The organism is Flavobacterium sp. B330r, assembly GCF_056824325.1.
The window spans coordinates 4,943,160-4,962,811 of the sequence record NZ_CP124860.1; the positions used below are offsets into that span (position 1 = coordinate 4,943,160).

The window sequence follows — 19,652 nt, forward strand, 5'->3', positions numbered from 1 at the left end:
CTTCTCACGACTCCATCATCACCAGCCAAAATCAAAATAAACAATTTGGCAATACCAATCATAAATGAAATCACGATCTCTCAATCTTAAAATAAGCAAGTTCCTCCTCGTTTCTTATCAGATTGTTTAATCGTTTAAACCCAACTTTTTGCAGCACATTTTGCGATCCAGCATTCTCAAGATCTGTTATGGCTACAACTTCATTTGTCTTTGTATTTTCAAAGCTATATTGAGTCATAGCCCTGCATACTTCTGTGGCAATACCTTTTCCCCAGTATGCTCTGCTAAGCACATACCCAATCTCTATCTGATCTGTATTGTGTACAAAAATACGGGCAACACACATTCCTATAAAACTATTATCCGCAGAATCGAATATTGCCCAACGGCTGAGATTTTTGTTTTTATAATTTTCTTGCAGTTCGTTAAACATTTCGGCACATCTTTCTGGTGAAGTATCAGGAAGATATTGCGTCACCTGTTTATCTACAAAAAGATCAAAGAATGTCTGTTTTTCTTCAGGCAAAAATTCGCGGATAATTATTCTAGGGCTTTGATAAATAATATGCATTGGTAGTATTAAAAATAAATAAGTTAGAAGCTATTTTCTAAAATTAGTAATAGTATTTTTCTTTTGTAAATATATCGAAATTTTTTAACCACGAAAAAGCATTTGCCATCAACGCTTCGTTATCGTTGGATTTGAATCATACCGTTTACTTTTTAGTAAATATTCATCTGCCATTCTTCTTGTTTCTTTATCTAAATATTTCTCATTGGTAGTTAAAATATCATAAACATCAAAAGAAGCCACTCTATAATTATACTTATTTGACATTACTAAGGCGTAATACAAGAAACCCGTAAATTTTTGTTCTCCGATGTAATGAATCGCTTTTAATTCATTGTAAGCCAAAGTGTCACCTTTACTCATAACGAGATAATCCAAACTGTCCATAAGTTTTTTATTCTCTAGTTTTCTTCGAAAATAACTAGCTGAATTATCATCTGATATTACAATTTCTTCGTTGTTTTTCTTAGCACAAGAAATTAGCAAGAAAATCAAAATAACGATATACCATTTCATAATTAATCTTTGTAAAGTATTAATATATTTACACCAACCACTCACTAACCAACTTTCTATACGTCTCTCCTATTGGTAAAGCATTACCGCTTTTCATTAGAATCTGATTTCCATCAATAACCTTAATTTTATCCTTTGGAATAATATACGAACGATGAATTCGAATAAACTGATTCGGAAGTTTCTCCAAAATATCTTTCATATTCTCCAATGCCATAATTTTTTCGTCATTGGTATGGATGCGGATATAATCTCGTAATCCTTCAATATATAAAATATCGCTTAAAGCAATTTTATAGTGCTTTCGGTCCGCTTTTACAAATAGAAAATCATCTCCTGCTTTTTCAGTAGTTTGAAAAGTTTCCTGCCAGCGAATGAACTTTTCTACACTTTGATAAAAACGATTGAAAGTAATGGGTTTCAGCAAATAATCAATCACATGAAATTGAAAAGCTTCAAGCGCATATTGTGGATAAGCCGATGTAATGATAAAATTATATTTCTGATTGAACATCTGCATCAATTCAATTCCAGTCAATTGCGGCATCTGGATATCAATAAAAATCAAATCGACCGATTCTGTATTTAAAACTTCAATCGCTTTAAAGACATCACTGTTGGCATACAGAACATTTAACCTTGAAATTTTAGATGCGTAATCGGCAATTAATTTGACAGCAAACGGCTCGTCATCCAGAATTATGCAGTTTATTTTTTTAGTCATTTTAAATCTATTTCTAGTTCAGCCGTAAAATGGTTTTCGTTGTTTGTGATTTTTATTTGATGTTTTTCGGGATAATGAATCTGTAAACGCTTTTGCAAATTATCTAATCCGATTCCGCCCAAACTATCTTTTTTCTGCGTTCCGATTTTATTCTTCACTTTAAAAATCAATTTTTCAGAAGAAACCTTTAGCTGAATTTCTATGGGTTCTGAGTCTGAAACCTCTCCGTGCTTTAAAGCATTTTCTACCAAAGGCGACAAAATATATGGCGGAATTTCTTCAAATTCGTTTTTGATTTCGACATTCAAATCAACCCGAACATTGTCTTGATGTCTCAATTGTTCGAGTTCAATATACGCTTTTATATAATCCACTTCGTCTGAAAGTCTGATCTTTTCTTTTTGAGATTCGTACGTTGTAAAACGCATAATCTTGCTCAATTTATCAATCGCGACCAATGACTTATCTGACTGAAAATAAACCATGGAGTAAATGTTATTTAAAGTATTAAACACAAAGTGCGGATTAATCTGCGCTTTCAAAAATTTAATTTCGGTATTCTTATTTTCTTCTAGAATAAGCTTGTTATATTCTAAAAGACGAATCGAATAAATAACAAACCAAAGAAACGAACTCAAAATAATCGCCATACTGCTGTAATGCAAATTATCGAGCATATAATTCAGAAAATTAACATCGGTATAATTTACTTTATCAAATAAAAGTTTGGTTACAATTTGCTCAAAAAAGAATCTCAAAAAAGTAAAAACCAGATACGAAACAAAAACTCCTGCAAAAAGCCTTTTCCATTTAAAAGTCTTAAAAACCGTTTTCATTACGATCAAATAATTAAAATAGAACGTAATAATAAAAACGATAAAGTAAGTACAAAGAAAGAGATCAGGTAAAAAAAATTGTCTTCCAATCGGGTTTTTCACGAAAGTGAAATAGAAAATTAAAATCCAATAAATAAGATGAATTATACATTCTAGTTTTTTGGTAACGGTTCCTTTATACATTCGGTATATTTTTAAAACAAAGATATACATTCAATAAAAAGCATTTTTACGGGTTTGCAGATTAATCGAAGGGGTTTGTCGATAAAAGTGGTTTTTGGGTTTTAATTCTAACAGTTTTGCCCTGTAATTAAAATCCAAATCATGAACAGAATCATTTTAGTATCAGTCTTATTTCTATTTCAAATTAACGTATTTGCCCAACAATATTTAGTAAAAGGAAAAATCATCAATCAGAACAAAACACCGTTGGAGTTTGCAACGGCAACTTTATTAAAAGCAGATAAAATTCTGTACAAACAAACTTCAACTGATAGTTTAGGTAACTTTACTTTAAACACTGAAAAAGGAAACTATAGATTAATTATAGAACAATTTGGAACTGAATTTAGCAACAAAGAAATAATCGTAAATCAAGATCTTGATTTAGGAATAATTGAAGTGAAAGAATTGGTGCAATTAGATGGCGTAACTGTAAAATCACGAAAAAAATTGGTAGAACAAAAAGTAGATCGTTTGGTTTTTAATGTCGAAAATTCTGTTGTTGCAACCGGCGGAACAGCTTTGGGCGCTTTAAAATCTACGCCAACAGTGAGAGTTCAGAACGAAACAATTTCTATTGTTGGAAAAGGAGAAGTTTTGGTTATGATTGATGATCGTTTGAATAAAATGACTCACGAAGATCTTGTTGCATTTCTAAGATCGATTCCCGCAGATAACATTAAAAGTATTGAAGTAATTACAACGCCTCCAGCAAAATATGAAGCGGAAGGAAATAGTGGTTTGATCAATATTAAATTGAAAACTGCTAAAGCGAATTCATGGACCGCTAATCTCGGAACTACTTATACACAAAGAAGTTATGCAAGCGGAAACATAAACGGATTGTTTATTTACAATTACAGTAAACTTTCGCTTCAAGCTTCAATCAATAAAGGAACAGAGCAATTTCGCACGACTTCAGATAACCGAATTTATTATCCTAATGAAGTTTGGAAACAAGATATTGCAACCAAATCAAAAACCAATTTATTGAGCATTGGTTTTGGTGCCGATTATAAAATGACTGAAAAATGGACTTCTGGAGTAAAATATTTAGGAAGTTTTAATGAAAGAAATTCAGCAAATAATCCGCTGACAACTCGTTACAATACTGCGGGAGAAATCAATTCTTATGTATTGTCTCATGTAAATGCACAGAACAAACCGCAGATGAATTCGGTAAACTGGAATAACGTTTTTAATTTAAATAATGAAGGCAAAAACATTACAGTAGATTTGGATTATTTTGACTACCAAAAAGACGATTCACGTGCATTTTCGGGAAATGAAATGGATGATCAGAAAGAAAATATTCCTGGAACTTATTTTGCGGCAATTAATTCTAATTTAAACCGATTGAAAAATTATTCAGCAAAAATGGATGTTTCTATTCCTTATTCTTGGGCGAATATAAGCTTTGGCGGAAAAGGATTTTATACGAAAACTAAAAATAATTTAACGGTTTTTGACAACGAAACAGGAACTCCAATTCTGGACGTAAATTATTCTAATATATTCACGTACAAAGAGTACAACGAAGCAATCTATTTTTCTGCAAATAAAAAAATAAGCGAAAAATGGGAAACGCAAATTGGTTTAAGAACCGAAGCGACACAAACCGAAGGCTATTCTGAAAACCTAGATCAAACTAACAAAAACAATTATATCAAATTGTTTCCAACCGCTTATGTAACTTACAATGCGAATGATAACAATTCCTACTCTTTAAATTACAGCCGAAGAATCCGCAGACCTGATTTTGATTATTTGAATCCGTTTGTGATTAGAACAAGTCCGTTTTATTATTCTGAAGGAAATCCTTTTTTGAAGCCTTCTATTATAGACAATTTACAATTCTCTTATATTCGCAATCAAAAATGGGTAAATAATATCTATTTTTCTCAAGTTTCAGATTTCGGTCAAGAATTAGCGATTATTGATCCTGAAACCAATATCACGAAAAGCACGCCAATCAATTATGCTGACACTTACCAAATCGGTCTTTCAACGTATTACAATTTCAATAAATATTCTTGGTGGAACAGCTTTATGGGATTCAATTTAAACTATCAAAATGTAAAATCGAGAACCAATTTAATTGCTTCTGTAGATGGTTACAATGGTTATATTTACACCAATAATGATTTTACGGTAAATCCATCTAAAACTCTTTTTATGGGTTTAAATTATGGTTTGCAATTGCCAGGACGCTATCAGGTTTTTAATATTTCAACTTTAAATATTTTAGATGTTTCGGTGAAATTTCTAGCTTTAAAAAAGAACCTTTCGATTACTTTGACAGGAGAAGATCTATTGAATGCACAAAAACCTTTAATTTCTTATTATTCAAACGGAATTAAGAATACAATGAAAAATTATGGATATTCAAGAGCTTTTAGAATTGCTTTAAGCTACAAATTCGGAAACCAAAGTGTAAAATCTAAAGAGAGAAACTTTGGAAATGAAGAGGAAATGAAGAGGAAAGGAATAGAGCGAATTAAGAAATAAAAAAAGCTTTACAATTACGATTGTAGAGCTTTCATATCTATCATCCAGGTTATTCCATCATCTTCATGAAATATAGGGCAAAGGATTATTTCTTTTTCTCCATTTTCATTGATAAGATGCCAATCTGTTGTGTTAACTAAATCAAGAAATTCTGTATTTTCTATTTCAGCCATTCTATCATTAGCCTCCTCGTCTCCTTCTTCTATAAGAATACTTGCCAATATAGAATGTTTAATAAAATCTGCAAGATGCTTATTTTTAGAAGGTTCTGCTAAATAATCAAACTTATAAGTAATTATTCCAAAATCTCTCATATCAAAATACGTTTTAACAATCGATCCAATATTAAGGTCTCTCCAATACAATTCGAATTTTTTCATTTCTTATCTTTAGATTATGAGAATTACTTCAAACAAATATAGACAAATGACTTTCTTATTTATGATGCTTTTCGAAACATTTCTGTATCCTAAATTAAAAAAATCAATTAAAATTTGCATATATGACCAATCGGTCATATATTTGCATCGTTAAATACAACCTATCATGACAAAAGGTGAAGAAACTAGACAATTTATTATAGAAAAAGCCGCTCCTATTTTTAATACAAAAGGAATTGCAGCAACTTCTATGAGCGATATTATGGAGGCAACCAAACTGTCTAAAGGTAGTATGTATGTTCATTTTGAAAACAAAGATGTTTTAGCTTGTGCTGCCGTAGATCATAATATGAAAATACTAAGCTCTAAACTGGAAATGGCACTTAGAGAAGGAAAAAGCGCCAAAGACCAGCTTTTTGCCTATATAGAGTTTTTTAGTAATCCGATCAATCCACCGGTAATTGGCGGATGTCCTTTGCTAAACTTTGGAACCGAAGCTGACGATACCAACCCGATTGTAAAAGAAAAAGTAAACACCGCTATCAAACGTGGACAGCAGCTTTTAACCTCGATTATAGAAAAAGGAATCGCAAATAAAGAATTTGATCCTGAATGGAATGCATCTGAATTTGCCATTGCGCTTTTTGCCATGCTTGAAGGAGGCCATTTAATGTCCCGTATGTCTGGCAATAACGATAATATGAAAACAATAGAAAAAACGCTTAAAAAAATTATATCTGAAAAATTGATATAATTTTTTTTAACCTAAAAGTGACCGATTGGTCATTTTTAAAATTAATTAATTATAAAAACAAATACCATGTCAAAAACAATTTTAATTACAGGAGCTTCAAAAGGATTTGGAAGAGCTTGGGCAGAAGCTTTTTTAGCTAAAGGATACAATGTAGCAGGAACTGCTAGAAACCTTGAAACCTTAAACGATTTAAAAGAAAAATACGGAAATGCGATTTTACCTTTAAAATTGGATGTAAATAACCGTCAAGAATCACTAGAAGTGGTTCAAAAAGTAAAACAACATTTTGGAACTATCGATGTTTTGATTAATAATGCTGGTTACGCACTTACAGGCGCAGTTGAAGAAGCAAGCGAAAGCGAAGCTAGAGAACAATTTGAAACGAATTTCTTTGGGACATTATGGTTAACCCAAGCTGTTATTCCAATAATGAGAGAACAAAAAAGCGGTCATATTATTCAGGTTTCTTCTATTTTAGGATTAGCAACTTTACCAACAGGAATGGGACTTTACAGTGCTTCAAAATTTGCAATTGAAGGTTTAAGCGAAACGTTAGCATCTGAAGTAAAACAATTCGGAATCAACGTAACTTTATTGGAACCAAACGGATACGAATCTAATATCTGGCATACAGGAATTACCAGCGAAAGTTTACCTTACTATGACGAAATCAAAAAAGCTCTAGCAGAAAGAGAAAACATATTCGGTAAAGTGCAAGCAACAGCTCCAGCAGTTGTGAATTTGGTAGAATCAGAAAATCCGCCGTTACGATTGTTGCTAGGAAAAGTAGCATTTCCATTCGTAAAACAAAGCTACGAGCAAAGATTAGAAAACTGGGAAAAATGGAATGACGTTTCGGTTGAAGCTCATGGTTAATTAATTTCCAATTTAAAATAAGAAAGGCAATCGTATGAGATCGCCTTTCTTATTTTATCTGCTTTATTATCAAATCAAAAATTGCCAAACGTATTTCGATATTTATCCATCACTGTTTTGAACAAATCTTTATTGGATGGCGGCGAAAGCACAATTGCTCTCGAACCAGAATTTATAGATTCTTCGATATCATGTAAACTTTTCCCGCCAGTTGCCATTACAGGAAAATCGGGGAATTTAGCCGTAATTTCTTTTACAATTTTAGCTGTATGTGCTCCTCCAGAAACATGAAAAACATTTACGCCTGCCTCGATTTTTCCTTTTAAAAAATCATAATCAGAGTAAGCAACAGTTGCTACAATTGGTATCGCAATTTTTTCTCTTATTTTCTTAATGTCTTTATTTTCAAACGGAATATTTACAATAATTCCGGATGCTCCTGCTTCTTCCGCATAAATTGCCATTTCTACAGATTTTTTTCCTTTAGTTGTTCCGCCTCCAACACCGCATACAATAGGTTTTCCTGCAAAATCAATCAGCGTTTTGATTATTTTTGGCGATGGTGGAAAAGGATAAACCGCCAAAATAGCATCGGCATCATTATTTTCAATAAGCGCCATATCTGTAGAGAAGAGAAATGATTTTAAGTTTTCATTTCCTAGCTGTAATCCTCGACAGTTTTTACTAATCATTTCTGGTGTAGATAGTGCTTTATTTATCGTTTTATTTCTTCTAAATAATCTATCCCAGAGAGAGATTTTCTTCTTATTTCCCCAAAATGAATCTGAAATTAAATTGATTTCCATGGTCTTGATTTTTGCATTATGACCAAATTTAGGATATTGAAATTTATTTTTTTTATAAAATAAATACGAAAAATTACATTTTGTAATGAGTTGGGGAAAATTTGTAGTGAAATAGAATCTGCCAATTCGTTTAATGGAAATCAAACAAAAACAGAATTCTTTATTTCAAAATAAAAATGCTTCACAAGCTGTTATCATTCCGTAGGAATGTTTCGTTGGTAAAAAAATGGCAACAACCTGATTCTACCGACCAGATGTTCCTACGGAACATAAGCGATTTATCGAAAAAAGCGCAAAATAGATTTATTTTGCGCTTTTATATTTTACTTGAAATGATTTTTTTATGCCCTAACCTTCTTAGCCTTCTTCTTCCCTTTCTTCCACCAAATAATAAATCCAGTTATAGGAAGAGAAGCTCCAATCAAACTAACCAAACTCCAAATTATTTTGCCAGTAAGTCCAAAGAAAACTCCTGTATGCAGATCATGATTACTTGCTTCGTAAATATCTGCAGCATTATTGTCTTTGTATAATTTCGTTCTGAGCATTTGCCCTGTTATTCCATCAAAAAAAATAGTATTTTGATTTCTTGCCCAATCATTTGGATACGTCATTCTTAATCGCAACTCTCCTGTTTTTCTTATCGAAAATGAAACTGAAGTTGCGCCAGGATATTTTGCATTAGCACTTTCGTAAATATTATTATAACGAACAGGAATTGTTGTTGAATCTATTTTTGCATTAGAAATCACTTCATCGCCTTTTCTTAATTTAGCACCTGTAACTAAACTTACTCCTTTTTTTACCGTTTCATATTTAAAATAAGTTCCTGAAAAAGCAATTAAAAGCAAAAAAATAGAAGCGTAAAATCCGAGAACTTGATGTAAATCAAAATTGATTCTTTTAAAAGAACCGCTCCATTTTATCTTTAAAGATTGTTTAATTAAACGTCTCTGTTTTGGAAACCATAAAATTAATCCCGTAATCAACATAACGATAAAAATCACAACTGCACAACCTTGAATAAATTCGCCCACTTCTCCTAACAACAAAGTGCGGTGTATTTCCAGAATTGTATTCAGCCAATCTGCTCCCTGCTGATTTATTAAAGTTCCATCGTATGGATTGAAATAATAGGTCTTTTTCTTTTTTGTCGAAATTTGAACTGTGGCATTCGGTTCTGTTTTGTCAATTTTTAAAGCCGTGATTTTCTGCTTCGGTTCCAGAAGTTCGTAATTTTCAATTATAGCTTTTAAACCTATAAAGGGCTTTTCCTGAACCGGAACATGAAGATATTCTTTCTGTGAAAAGTCTCGAATTTCTTCTTCAAAAACATACAGAAAACCTGTAATGCTCACTATAAAAACAATGAGGCCCGATGCTAAACCGAGCCACAAATGTATTTGTCTAATAGTATTTTTAAAACCTTTGGTCATAATTTGCAATAAAATCCAAATGTAGATAATATGATTCTAAATGACGAATTGTAATCTTAGAATTTAAATGTAATATTTCCTGTAACTCTTGTTGGGTTTTGAGCCGCTAAACGATAAGACCAATATTTTTCGTTGGTAAGATTATCTACTTTTAATCCTAATCTAAATTTTGGTCTGTCATAAAACACAGAAGCATCCAAAACAGTATAAGAAGGAATACTGAATTTAAAAGTTGTTGTATTGGTTTGATAATATTCGCTTCCGTAAATTCCTCCAAATCCAAATCCAAGACCAGAAGCAGCGCCTTCAGTCAATCTATAACTTGCCCAAAGATTGGCAGTTGTAGGCGAACCAGCAGTTGTTGGTCTTAAACCATTAATGCTCGGATTTGCTTTTGTATATTGGCTATCATTATAAGTATAACCCGCAACGATATTTAAACCTTTAATTGGGTTTGCAATAAATTCAGCTTCAAAACCTTTACTCAATTGCGTTCCGTCCTGAATCTGGAAATTGATGTGATCTGGATCATCACGCGTAACATTGGTCACTATAATATCGTAATAGCTAAAAGTTGCACTAATTTTATTAAAGTCAAATTTAACTCCACCTTCTAATTGGTTTGCCTGATTTGGTTTGAAAGTATTTCCGTAAAAATCAGATCCGCCAACATTATTGAATCCGTTCATGTAATTTCCGAAAACAGAAACTTTATCTTTAACCACTTGATAAACCGCTCCCAATCTAGGAGAAAATGCTGTTTGATTATAATTTCCAGCAATAGAATCGCGGCTTGGATAATACACTCCTTTATTGATATAACGATCAGCTCTAACCCCAGCCATTACCAATAATTTATCTGTAACATTCAACACATCAGAAATATACGCGCTATACGTTCTTTCATCATTTGACACCAAATTAGTGTATGTAGCATTTGCAAATAAAGGCTCTATTTTATTGATTGTAAAATTGTTGTAAGCATCTCCAGGTTTTCTAAAGTTAAGCGCTGGCATGTTTACTGTTGCATCGTTGCGTGTCGCGCGAAGGCTGTAAAAATCTAAACCTGCCACTACTCTATTACGTAATTTGCCTATTTTAAAATCACCGTTGAAATTCTGCTGAATATCAGTTCCATAATATGGATAATCCTGATTGGTAACTTGCTGTCTAAGAGTTTCATTACTTAACATGGTCAAAGCCACAACATATCCTTCAGATGAAGATCTTGTGCGAGAAACGATGGTCTGTGAAGTCCATTCTTCTGAAATTTTATACTTCAATTGAGCAAATATATTATACTGCTGACCTGTATAGTTTACTGTATTATTGGCAAAAGAAAGCTTATACGGAATTCCTAATTCTTCAATGCTGTGAGCAGTCGCATCTGCTTTTGTATAAGGTGCCAATCGTGTTGGAGATGTTCCTTTAGAAACACTAAATTCAGCATCAATTAACAAATTCAGTCTTTCATTTACTTCATAAGAAAAACTTGGCGCGATGAAAAAACTTTTATTAAAACCAGCGTCTTGAAAACTTCTTTCGCTGTGCAGTGCCGTATTAATTCTAAAAAGAGCCGTTTTGTCTTCATTAAGAGGCGTATTAATATCAGCCGTTAAACGATTCAAATCCCAATCGCCAGCCGAATAAGACACCTCTCCTTTAAAGAAATTAAAAGGCTTCTTAGTAACTCTATTAAACAATCCGCCAAAAGAAGAAATAGTACTTCCAAACAAAGTTGCCGATGGTCCTTTTATAACTTCGATACGCTCTAAATTAGAAGGATCAATCGTATTATAGGTAAAACTTCCAACCCCATTTCTTACCAATTGAGGCGTTGCAAAACCTCTAGAAATGTTAGTCGTTCTCCCTTGATTTCTCACTTCGGCAATACCAGCACCAGGAACGTTTTTAAAAGCACTGTTGTAATCTGTAATTACTTGCTCTTTCATCAATTCCTTACTCACAATAGTATAAACCTGAGGATTCTCCATGTTTTTGAGTTTCATTTTAGAAACCTCTTCACTTTCTTTTCTTGCAAATCGGTTTCCTCCCGAGCTTACAATTACCTCTTCTAATTTTTGCGAAGTGTAAGCCATTTCAAAATCAAGAGTAACTTCTGTATTATTCTGATCTACAATAACAGATGCTGGAGAAGATTCGTAACCGTTTAGTTTTATTTCAACGAAATAAGTTCCGAAAGGAATATTTTTTAATTGATATGTACCATCAGAATCGGTCGTAGTAGTTTTATTTAATTCTGAAATTTTAACCGTTGCACCTTGTAAAAAATTTCCGTCTTTAAGCACAGCCTTACCAGAAATTGTACCAACAGTTGATTGAGAAAAAGCCGTTTCTGAACAGGAGAAAAGGATCAAAAAGGCAACAAACACTTGACTTAAAACATTGTTTTTAAGTGTTTTAAAAATTGTTTTCATATAAAATTTATAATTTATCCTTATTTAGACTGGTTACAAATACATAAATGAGAACTGACTTCTTAGAAAAAGATTAAAACTTTCTTAAAAAATAATTAAAATCAAACATGGAGATTTCTCACGTCTCAAAAGATTTACGATTATAGAAGATTACCTTCCCAATCAGTCTTCTTCGGAACAAATATTTTATGCCATTTTTCTACAAAGACATTTATATTTTGCATATCAGATTGTATCAATTTTGTAAGTTTACCGACTTCGCTTTGATAACCACTTTTAGTATAAAATTTTCCAAGTTTATGTTCTGGAAAAAAAAGCATGTAGAATAATGGCGGACCTTTATATTCATCACTTCTCAATCTCATTTTAGTCGAAATCTTATCTGGATTTCCAAATTCTAATCCATCAAAATCTTTTAAAAGTAATAATGAGTTTAAAGTCGGACTAAGCTCATATATATTCAAATGAATTTGAATCCATTTTTCGCCATTAAGTATACTTATAGAAATTTTTTCCAAATAATTTCCTGATGATAATCTGCTAAAATCATAAGTATATCCGCGACTGCTTCGATCATATTGACCGTGCCATGAAGTTTTAAATGGAGAAAGTTCAAAACCATTTTTTAATAAAGAAGGAATTCCGGCTTCTTTGAAAATTTCATTTCTAACTTTTAGAAGCTCCTTGTCTTCAACTTTGTAAAATAATTTCATTTAAATTTTAAATAGTTTTTGAAAGTAAAATTTTATTAGCAAACTGTTATAGTACAATTATGATTCACTTTAAATTCATTACAAGTAGTTTTTATAAGATTGTAAGAAAACACCCGTTTTAGTCCCGTTTTACCCTCTATAAATTCTATTTTCATAAAAAAAAGACTACTGATTCAACAAATATAAATTAAATTTTTAGACTTTGTAAAGTGAACAGATTGTTATGATTTTTAGATTTAGGTTGCAGAAACCGTTATTCTTTTTTATTTTTATGAAATCGTGTGAAACTCTAATCACGCGATTTAATATTTACAAATAAGAGAAAACTAAAATGAGCAACGACAAAAAACTAAAAGCTGTCGCTTTCGGAGAAGTACTTTGGGATATTTTTGACAATGAAAAGAAAATTGGTGGCGCACCCTTAAATGTAGCGCTTCGCATGAAAGCCCTAGGGGTTGATTCTAATATGATTAGCTGTGTAGGAAATGATGCAGATGGAGAAGAAATTATAAACGAAGTCAGCAAACTAGGTCTAGAAACCAACACTCTTTTAAGATCTAATGATTTCCCGACAGGATTGGTAAATGTAACATTAGACGAAAGCAAATCGGCTACTTATGAGATTCTTTATCCTTCTGCTTGGGACAAAATTATCCTAAACGAAGAAACGAGAGAATTAGTCGTAAACTCAGATGTTTTAATTTATGGAAGTTTGGTCTGCAGAGATGAAGTCTCTAGAAAAGCATTAGAAGAATTACTCCACACACATACTTATAAGGTTTTTGATGTCAATCTTCGAAAACCACATTATGATTACGAAATTCTACAACACTTAATGCAGGCAGCAAATTTCATCAAATTTAATGATGAAGAGCTAATGGAAATAAGTGCTGCATTAGATTCTCCTTACAATACTTTAGAAGAAAACATGAACTTCATCTGCTCTTTAACCAATGCTACAGCTATCTGTGTAACAAGAGGAAAAAATGGAGCTTTACTTTTATGGGATAAACATCTTTACGAAAACGAAGGTTATACCATAAAAGTTGAAGATACAGTTGGTGCAGGAGATTCATTTTTAGGAGCTTTGGTCACATCACTTTTAAATGGAAAAGAACCACAAGCAGCCTTAAACTTTGCTTGTGCGACGGGCGCTTTGGTCGCCGGATCTGCAGGTGGAAATCCCGAAATTTCAATCTTTGACATTGAAAATCTGATCAATAAAAATTAAAAGAAAAAAACTATAGCCTGATTTAAAAAATCAGGCTTTTTTTTATACTTAAAACATACAGTTTCTATTAAAAACATGGGAACTATGTAAATTTAAAACGTAATTATTTCTTCCTAATCGATACAAGCGCTGTAACTTGCATTTTTAAAATAATTAATGAAGAATGATGAAAAAATTACGAATTTCTCTTATCAATATACACGGACTTTTGAAGGGTTCTGGTCTCGAAATCGGTCGAGATGCTGACAACGGAGGTCAGACCAAATACATATACGAATTAGCAGAATTTTTATCGCAACATGAAGATGTAGAACACGTTCATCTTTTTACCAGATTAATAGATGATCCCGCTCTTTCGCCAGAATACACCGTGCCTATAGAGATTATAAATGATAAACTAGACATAAGGCGAATTCCGTTTCTAGGGAAAAAGTATAAAGCAAAAGAACAGCTTTGGGAAGGTCTTGATACTTTTGTGAATGGCGCGATGCAACACATTAAACAACACAATATTTTCCCAGATTGGATTCACTCCCACTACGCTGACGCGGGATATGCCGCAGCCGAATTATCAGCCGTTTTAAACATTCCTTTCGCACACACAGGACATTCTTTAGGATTCTACAAAAAGAAAAAACTAATTGAAAGCGGAGAAACGGAAGAAGAACTTGAAAAAAAGTACAAGTTTAAAGCCAGAATCGCCGCCGAAGAAAGAACATTAGAACTTGCAGAATTTATTGTTACTTCTACCGAACAGGAAATTGAAACCTACAAAGCATACAAAAACTTCGAATTAGGAAAATACCACGCCATTTCTCCTGGAATTGACACCCGAAAATTTGTTCCTTATTATTATCAAGAAAACGATTCGGACAAACATATGGAAGAAGCGCAACGAAAATATTGGGTTGCCGAAAGCATTTCTAAATTTTTAACCAATCCGCACAAACCTATAATTCTGGCACTTTCAAGACCTGACCGTCATAAAAACTTGAACACTTTAATTGAAGTTTACGGAAAAGATAAAGAACTCCAAAGCATTGCCAATCTGGTCATTTTTGCGGGTATTAGAAAAGACATTGCCAAGATGCCAGAATCTGAAAAGAACGTCTTAACCGATTTGCTTCTTTTAATGGACAAATACGATTTGTACGGAAAAATGGCCATTCCGAAAAAACATGATGTCGAAAATGAAGTTTCAATTATCTATCGTTATGCTGCCGAAAAAAGAGGTGTTTTTGTGAATTTAGCTTTACATGAAAACTTCGGTTTGACTGTTATCGAATCGGCTAGTTCTGGACTTCCTGTTGTGGTAACTAAAAATGGTGGACCATCTGAAATTATTCCGGTCTGTCAAAACGGAGAATTAGTCAATCCGCAAGAAGAAAGTCAGATTAAAAAAGCGCTTCGTAATATTTTAACCGATGAAAATAAATGGAAATATTATTCAAATAATGGAGCCATCAATATCCAGAAATACTACAGCTGGCTGAGTCACGTCAATCAATATGTTGATCTTGTAAAAGAAAACCTCTCCCTTTCTTCGGGTGCTGGAATTAAAAAACAGCATTATCCGAATATTAACATCGAGAGATTAAAAAGAAAAATTGATCATTTATTGGTTTCTGACATTGATGGAACTTTAATCGAACCAAAACTGGCAAATCCAGGTTTAAAAGAACTAAAAGCGCACCTTATCAATCGTACCGATAAAATGGCTTTTGCTATGGCTTCTGGGCGAAATTTAGATTTAGTGAAAAAAGTCATCGACGAAGAAGAATTTCCCCTACCCGATTTCATCATCTGTTCTGTTGGAACTGAAATTTATTATACCAACGGAAAGGATTATATTTTGGATAAAGGTTGGGCAAAATTTCTTTCTGGACGATGGAAGAGAGAAGAAATTGTCAATAAACTAAAAGCAATTAAATGGATTAAACTTCAGGAAGAAGAAGCGCAGAATCCGTATAAAATCTCTTATTACTATGACAAAGAAAACTACAATCATGATGAATTAATTGCGGTTTTAGGAACTGGCTGGTATAAAGTGAATATTATTCCGAGTCACGGGCAATTTTTAGACTTTATTCCGAAAAGAGCCTCCAAAGGAAATGCCATTAAATTTTTATGCCGAAAATGGTCAATTCCTTTAGGAAACGTAATTGCTGCAGGAGATTCTGGAAATGATGTTGATATGTTTAGAGGTCCAGTGAAAGGAATTATTGTTGGAAATCGAAGTTCTGAACTTGCCGATTACGAAACGACCAAAAATATTTATGTCGCTAAAAATTCAGCTTCAGAAGGAATTTTGGAAGGTTTAAAACATTATAAAGTTATAAAATAATATTGTTGAGTTAAAAATTCTAAACACATAGAAACATAGGTTTTATTCTGACTTAAAGAGAAGAAAAAGAAACTAGTTTTCAAACATAGAACAAACTCAAGGGTCAACTTTGTCAAAGTTTAAAACCAAGGGTATAATGAACATAAAACATAAATTATAAAATTGGTTTATGCATTTTTGTCATTTCGACGAAGGAGAAATCTCCGCGAGAAGCTCGACAAAGATTGGATTTTCGTTACGGAGTTACTTGCGGAGATTTCTCCCTTCGGTCGAAATGACAAAGATTGTGGTTACTGTGTAATACTAAAGTTCCTTACACTCTTGCTTTCAAAACTTTGACAAAGTTTAACGGTTAAAAGATCTATGTTCATTTTAACTAAATAAAATGCCTTTTTTAACTCAAAGTAAAACTATGATTCTTTGTGTTTAAAAAATTAAAAATATACTAACAGTTTAAAATAAATAATAAAATGTATTCAGGTTCAGGATTTAGCAACTGGGAAATTGGAGATGTTGATGTATTTATAGATGAAAAAGGAATTCATCATTTATTTCATCTAATCATTCCCAATCACGATTATATCGCTCATGCCGTTTCTAAAGATGGTCTTTCGTGGAAACGAGTAAAAAATGCCTTATTTGTTGGCGATCCAGGAGAATGGGACGATGATATGTTATGGACAATGCATATCAGCAAAAAATCGGATGGCGAGGGTTATGAAATGTATTATACAGGACTCAAACGTCAGGATAAAGGAATCGAGCAAAAAGTAGGACGTGCAATTTCTTCCGATTTGCTCACTTGGAAAAAGGAAAATCTATACGGACTTCCGTTTAAAAGTGAAGCGCCACATTATGAGGGAAAGAATAATAATCCGCGCCAATGGATTAGCTTTCGTGATCCTTTCAAATACCAATATAAAGGAGAAGATTATTTGTTAATCTGCGCCCGAAGCGCCTCTGGACCAACATACAGAAGAGGCTGCATTGGTGTGGCTAAAAGAGAAAAAGAAGGTTATGTGCTGCAGAAACCGCTTCATATTCCGTATGTGTACGATGATGTAGAATGTCCGTGCGTTTTCGAGATAAAGGGAACGCATTATCTTTTGGGATCCATTAGAGAAGATATTAAAATCCGTTATTGGTCTTCGCCAGAATTTAGGGCAGAGTATTCTGCATTTCACAACAATGTACTAATGCCACAAGGAAACTATGCCGCCAGAGTGGTTAAAGATGGAAAACATTTCTTGGTTTACAATTTCTATTTCGCAGACGGAAACGTCAATACGCATCGTGTGATTCCGCCACCGAAAGAATTGGATGTCGATAAGAGCGGAAGACTTCTTTTGAAAAGCTATTATTATTGGCAAAAACTGTATCAGAAAACCATACTTCAAAAAGATCTGCCCCTTCCCTTACCTATTTTAGGAAATCCGACAGCAGAATTTGTTTTGGAAAACGAAAACAAATGGCGATTTGGATGCCGAAGCGGTTACGAAATTTATGGTTTCGAAAAGCCATCAAATGATTTTGTTTGGGAAGGAACATTGTCTGTTGAAGGAATGGGAAAAACGGGCTTTGTAATTGAATGTGATAAAGAAGGAACGGGCTATTATATTTCGATTGATTTTATGAATGGCTTCGTGCAGTTTAGAGCTTGGGGATTTAATGAAAAGGATGTGAAGAATAATTTTATCTTTGAAAACATCCAAACCAATCAGTTTGAAATTAGTGACGAAAAACAGATTTCTTTTAAAATTATCCGCTACGGAAATTATTATGAACTTTCGATAAATGACATTGTAAAACTAACTTTATTGGATTTTAAATACAACGAAGGAAAAGTCGGAATCTATGTCTGTTCGGCTGTAATTTCGATAAGCGATTCTAAAATTCATGTCATTCCAGAACCAGAAAACGAATACGCAGCTTCTGATCCTGAAAAATATGATAATGAATTACAACCCAATTCTCTAATTTAAATACTTATGAATATACAACCCCTTAAAATCGGTATGGCATTGATACTTTTAATGTCTCTTAATTTTGCTAATGCCCAACAGAAAGATGCTGAAAAATGCCGTTATACCAAAACACCTCAAGGTTATCTGATGGTTCTTCGCGAAGGCGATAATGTTTTGGAACTAATTGAAAAATTAGCCAAAGAGCAAAATATTCCGTCAGCAAATTTTACTGGAATAGGTTTTGCACAAGATGCCACTTTTGGATTTTATGATTTCAACCAAAAGAAATTTCACCCCAAAACTTTCAATAAAGTAGAAATGGGAAGCATTACGGGATCTATTGCTTGGAGCGGCGACAAACCTTCAATACATATGCACGGAGTTGCAACCGATGATAAATTTGATGCTTACGGCGGTCATATTCTTGGACTGAAAGTAGGAACGGGTTCTATGGAAATTTATATCACAGTGAATCCTGAAAAACTAGAAAGAAAAATAGAACAGCCATTGAATGCAAATGTGTTACAATTGCCTTGTTTAAAGTAGATTTTTGCCGTCTTAAACTTTGTCAAAGTTTAGAACTTTGACAAAGTTGTCTTACCAGTCTTCTCAAAAAATATAAGTAAACAGGATAATAAAGCTGTTTTTATTTTGAAAGATAAAACCTATATTGGCATTCCAAACTGATAATTCTAAAAAATGCCACATAGTCCTTCTCCAGAAGATGTAAAGAGAATTTTCGAAAATTATTTTACTGCCGATATGAATATCTGGACGGGATTTTCGGAAAAAATTAGAGTTCGTGAATTTGACAAATCTGAAATTATAAAAGATTATCACGGTGTCGAAAAATATCTTAACATCATTATTAAAGGATCGGCTGGACTATTTGTTTGGGATGGCAAAAGAGATATTTGCATTAATCTTCTTTACGAAAATAGTTTTATTAGCGATTATATGTCTTTCTTAAATCAGCAGCCGTCTGTTATTAAAACCGAAGCTTTAGAAGATGTAACGCTTTGGTCTATTTCTAATCAAGATTTAAATGAATTGTACCAAAGATCGGAAACGGGTTTGCGAATCGGAAAAGCTATTTCTGAAATGCTTTATGTTCGTAAACAGCAAGAACAAATAAACCTTTTGACACTTTCGCCACAAGAACGTTATTTAAAACTTATAGAAGGACGTCCAGAAATTTTTCAAAGAACGCCACTTAAAATCATTGCTTCCTATTTGGGATTAACGGCCGAAAGTTTAAGCCGAATTCGAAAAAGAGTTATGGAAAAATGATTTCTTACCCAAAGTCAATTTTATTTTCATTTTCGTGCCCTAA

17 protein-coding genes are annotated in these 19,652 nt (G+C 33.0%); 8 read left to right on the plus strand and 9 right to left on the minus strand.

What is annotated here, in order from left to right; translation table 11 throughout:
* Window positions 1–70: 70 nt before the first annotated feature.
* The 4 genes from QLQ95_RS22020 to QLQ95_RS22035 form a co-directional block, all read right to left on the minus strand.
* Window positions 71–571 (minus strand): GNAT family N-acetyltransferase, encoded by a 501-nt coding sequence (locus tag QLQ95_RS22020; protein ID WP_482501682.1) that lies wholly within the window; start codon window positions 569–571, stop codon window positions 71–73.
* Window positions 572–679: 108 nt separating this feature from the next.
* Window positions 680–1,087, minus strand: a complete 408-nt coding sequence (locus tag QLQ95_RS22025; protein WP_428238409.1) for a hypothetical protein — start codon at window positions 1,085–1,087, stop codon at window positions 680–682.
* Window positions 1,088–1,115: 28 nt separating this feature from the next.
* The gene (locus tag QLQ95_RS22030; protein ID WP_482501684.1) at window positions 1,116–1,811 is read right to left on the minus strand and encodes a LytR/AlgR family response regulator transcription factor; all 696 of its coding nucleotides are present in this window, start codon (window positions 1,809–1,811) and stop codon (window positions 1,116–1,118) included.
* Window positions 1,808–2,830: a sensor histidine kinase gene (locus QLQ95_RS22035; RefSeq protein ID WP_320494931.1), complete on the minus strand. Its 1,023-nt coding sequence runs from the start codon at window positions 2,828–2,830 to the stop codon at window positions 1,808–1,810. The genes QLQ95_RS22030 and QLQ95_RS22035 overlap by 4 nt, the downstream gene beginning before the upstream one ends.
* Window positions 2,831–2,971: 141 nt before the next feature.
* On the opposite strand from QLQ95_RS22035, the gene QLQ95_RS22040 reads away from it, so the two are divergent.
* Window positions 2,972–5,377, plus strand: a complete 2,406-nt coding sequence (locus QLQ95_RS22040) for a TonB-dependent receptor domain-containing protein (protein ID WP_482501686.1) — start codon at window positions 2,972–2,974, stop codon at window positions 5,375–5,377.
* Between the two features lie 14 nt (window positions 5,378–5,391).
* On the opposite strand, the gene QLQ95_RS22045 is transcribed toward QLQ95_RS22040, so the two are convergent.
* Window positions 5,392–5,757, minus strand: a complete 366-nt coding sequence (locus tag QLQ95_RS22045) for a hypothetical protein (protein WP_482501688.1) — start codon at window positions 5,755–5,757, stop codon at window positions 5,392–5,394.
* Window positions 5,758–5,923: 166 nt separating this feature from the next.
* Here QLQ95_RS22045 and QLQ95_RS22050 point away from each other — a divergent pair, with 166 nt between their 5' ends.
* Together QLQ95_RS22050 and QLQ95_RS22055 are read left to right on the plus strand one after the other, a co-directional pair.
* Window positions 5,924–6,511: a TetR/AcrR family transcriptional regulator gene (locus tag QLQ95_RS22050; RefSeq protein ID WP_095930067.1), complete on the plus strand. Its 588-nt coding sequence runs from the start codon at window positions 5,924–5,926 to the stop codon at window positions 6,509–6,511.
* 66 nt (window positions 6,512–6,577) lie between these two features.
* The gene (locus QLQ95_RS22055; protein ID WP_095930068.1) at window positions 6,578–7,387 is read left to right on the plus strand and encodes an SDR family NAD(P)-dependent oxidoreductase; all 810 of its coding nucleotides are present in this window, start codon (window positions 6,578–6,580) and stop codon (window positions 7,385–7,387) included.
* A gap of 74 nt (window positions 7,388–7,461) precedes the next feature.
* Here the strand turns inward: QLQ95_RS22055 and QLQ95_RS22060 are convergent, their stop codons facing one another.
* The 4 genes from QLQ95_RS22060 to QLQ95_RS22075 form a co-directional block, all read right to left on the minus strand.
* The gene (locus QLQ95_RS22060; protein ID WP_482501689.1) at window positions 7,462–8,193 is read right to left on the minus strand and encodes a hypothetical protein; all 732 of its coding nucleotides are present in this window, start codon (window positions 8,191–8,193) and stop codon (window positions 7,462–7,464) included.
* Between the two features lie 341 nt (window positions 8,194–8,534).
* A complete protein-coding gene (locus QLQ95_RS22065; protein WP_482501691.1) occupies window positions 8,535–9,629 on the minus strand; it encodes a PepSY-associated TM helix domain-containing protein in 1,095 nt (364 codons plus the stop codon).
* Window positions 9,630–9,685: 56 nt separating this feature from the next.
* Window positions 9,686–12,067, minus strand: a complete 2,382-nt coding sequence (locus tag QLQ95_RS22070) for a TonB-dependent siderophore receptor (protein ID WP_482501693.1) — start codon at window positions 12,065–12,067, stop codon at window positions 9,686–9,688.
* A gap of 140 nt (window positions 12,068–12,207) precedes the next feature.
* Complete coding sequence (locus QLQ95_RS22075; protein WP_482501695.1) at window positions 12,208–12,780, minus strand: hypothetical protein; 573 nt, start codon at window positions 12,778–12,780, stop codon at window positions 12,208–12,210.
* Window positions 12,781–13,111: 331 nt separating this feature from the next.
* Between QLQ95_RS22075 and QLQ95_RS22080 the strand changes: the two genes are divergently transcribed.
* The 5 genes from QLQ95_RS22080 to QLQ95_RS22100 all read left to right on the plus strand — a co-directional run bounded on the left by QLQ95_RS22080 (window position 13,112) and on the right by QLQ95_RS22100 (window position 19,609).
* Complete coding sequence (locus QLQ95_RS22080; protein WP_320494920.1) at window positions 13,112–14,011, plus strand: carbohydrate kinase family protein; 900 nt, start codon at window positions 13,112–13,114, stop codon at window positions 14,009–14,011.
* Between the two features lie 163 nt (window positions 14,012–14,174).
* Complete coding sequence (locus QLQ95_RS22085) at window positions 14,175–16,355, plus strand: HAD-IIB family hydrolase (protein ID WP_482501697.1); 2,181 nt, start codon at window positions 14,175–14,177, stop codon at window positions 16,353–16,355.
* A 470-nt stretch (window positions 16,356–16,825) separates the two neighbouring features.
* A complete protein-coding gene (locus tag QLQ95_RS22090) occupies window positions 16,826–18,337 on the plus strand; it encodes a glycoside hydrolase family protein (protein ID WP_482501698.1) in 1,512 nt (503 codons plus the stop codon).
* A 6-nt stretch (window positions 18,338–18,343) separates the two neighbouring features.
* Window positions 18,344–18,865 (plus strand): PPC domain-containing DNA-binding protein, encoded by a 522-nt coding sequence (locus QLQ95_RS22095; protein WP_216359046.1) that lies wholly within the window; start codon window positions 18,344–18,346, stop codon window positions 18,863–18,865.
* 153 nt (window positions 18,866–19,018) lie between these two features.
* Window positions 19,019–19,609, plus strand: a complete 591-nt coding sequence (locus QLQ95_RS22100; RefSeq protein ID WP_095930075.1) for a Crp/Fnr family transcriptional regulator — start codon at window positions 19,019–19,021, stop codon at window positions 19,607–19,609.
* Window positions 19,610–19,652 lie beyond the last annotated feature (43 nt).